The following is a 1,891-nucleotide window of genomic DNA, read 5'->3' on the forward strand; positions in this document are numbered from 1 at the left end:
TACTCCGGCTGTAGATCGTGATCGTGTATGCGAAGGGCGACTGCCAGTAGCCTGCCCGGGTGGCTGAGGTTTGGGATGAGCGGCAGTTGGCCGCCGACGGGTTCGAGCACGTGTACGCCGAGTTGGACTGGTATGACGGTCCCCGCAGCGGGCTTGTGGGCATCGGCGGAGTGCCTCACTACTTCCAGTGCCATGACGTCGACTTCTCCGTTGCCCCAGACGAGTACTTCGTGTGGCCAGCGGACGAGAAACTGGTCGCGCTGGAGCGGGAGCAGTGGGCAGTCTTCGTCGAGTGGAACCAGCGGTATGAGGAAGGCGTTGCCGGCATCGATCGGCACCCCGGCCAGGGAGGAGTCGACGCTCGGTACGACGAGCTGACGGCATTGCTCACCCCGTACCGGCAAGCGCCCGCAGGCGCAAAGTTGCTGGTTGCTGAGTGGCGCTACGACGGCGGGAGCCGTTACCGAGCCGATGGGGTCGACTACTGGGTTCGATGGCGCGAAGGGCGAGATGACCAGGCTTGATCATGATCTGCTGTGTGGACAGTTAGCGATCAAGCACCGACCTCGATGCCCGGAGTCGATCTGGCCCGGTGGCAGGGGTCCTTCGACAGTCTCATGAGCCGGATCGCAGGATGCTTCAGGCGAGTTGAGTCACGGCGTCGGGCAAGGCGGCTGGTACTGGGCCTGCTGTCGGATCTCCCGCGCAAGAACTGCTGGACGATCGCTGAGCACGCTGGTGACGCGAGCCCGGCCGGCATGCAGCATCTGCTCAGCCGGGCGGCCTGGGACGCCGACCGAGTGCGTGACGACATACGCGGCTTCGTGATCGACAGCATCGGTGAGCAAGAGGCGGTCCTGGTCGTGGACGAGACCGGGGATTTGAAGAAGGGCATCCACACGGTCGGTGTGCAGCGCCAGTACACCGGCACCGCAGGCCGGATCGAGAACGCCCAGGTCGCCGTCTACCTCATCTACTCCGCTACGGCAGGGCATGCCGCCATCGACCGACGCCTGTATGTCCCGCGCTCGTGGACGCAGGACCGCGAGCGGTGCCGAGCAGCTGGCATCCCCGAGAACGTGGGGTTCGCGACCAAGCCCGCCCTGGCCACCGAGATGATTGCCGAGGCCTTGGACGCCGGCGTCTCGGCCGCCTGGGTCACCGGCGACGAGGTCTACGGCAGCGACCCGCACCTGAGCGCCGAGCTGGAGAGGCGACAGGTCGGCTATGTCCTCGCCGTCTCCCGCAAGCGGACGATCGCGACCCGCGCAGGCGTCTTCCGGGTCGGCGTACTTGCCCACGGCCTGCCGCAGAGGGCCTGGCAACGGCTGTCAGCAGGAGCCGGAGCCAAGGGCCACCGCTTCTACGATTGGGCCCAGGTCGGCATCGACAGTCCGTCGGACGGCCCCGGCCACCGGTGGCTGCTCATTCGGCGCAACCGGCGCACCGGCGAACTCGCCTTCTATCGCTGCTACTCTCCCCGCCCGGTCCCGCTTACCACGCTGATCAGGGTAGCCGGGCGGCGCTGGACCGTTGAGGAGACCTTCCAAGCCGCCAAGGGCCTAGCCGGGCTGGATGAGCACCAGGTCCGCTGCTGGACCTCCTGGCACCGCTGGACCACCCTGGCGATACTTGCCCATGCCTTCCTCGCGGTCACCGCCGCCACCGAACGGGCCGGGCGCCCAACATCGCCCGAGCTCGCCCCGCTGACCTGCGGCGAGATCCAACGCCTGTTCACAGCACTGCTCATCCGACCCGTCAGGGATCTCGCGCATCGCCTGCACTGGTCGGTATGGCGTCGCCGTCACCAAGCACGCACTCGTGCCAGCCACTACCAACGACAAGAGGCCGAGCAACCATGAAGATCACGATCTACAGCCGGAGTACTAGG

General features: G+C 66.7%; 2 protein-coding genes. Both read left to right on the forward strand.

Annotation, left to right across the window (positions count from 1 at the left end; translation table 11 throughout):
• Positions 1 to 59 precede the first annotated feature (59 nt).
• Positions 60 to 524, forward strand: coding sequence for a hypothetical protein (locus tag ACGF13_RS40245; RefSeq protein WP_392884603.1), 465 nt, complete (start codon positions 60 to 62; stop codon positions 522 to 524).
• 93 nt (positions 525 to 617) lie between these two features.
• The gene (locus tag ACGF13_RS40250) at positions 618 to 1,862 is read left to right on the forward strand and encodes an IS701 family transposase (RefSeq protein ID WP_392884604.1); all 1,245 of its coding nucleotides are present in this window, start codon (positions 618 to 620) and stop codon (positions 1,860 to 1,862) included.
• Positions 1,863 to 1,891: the final 29 nt, after the last annotated feature.

It is taken from the genome of Kitasatospora sp. NPDC048286 (assembly GCF_043201735.1).
Taxonomy (GTDB): domain Bacteria; phylum Actinomycetota; class Actinomycetes; order Streptomycetales; family Streptomycetaceae; genus Kitasatospora.

What these genes read in the sequence shown, in the direction of transcription:
- ACGF13_RS40250 (WP_392884604.1), top strand. Translation starts at nt 618, where the DNA reads ATGAGCCGGATCGCAGGATGCTTCAGGCGAGTTGAGTCACGGCGTCGG.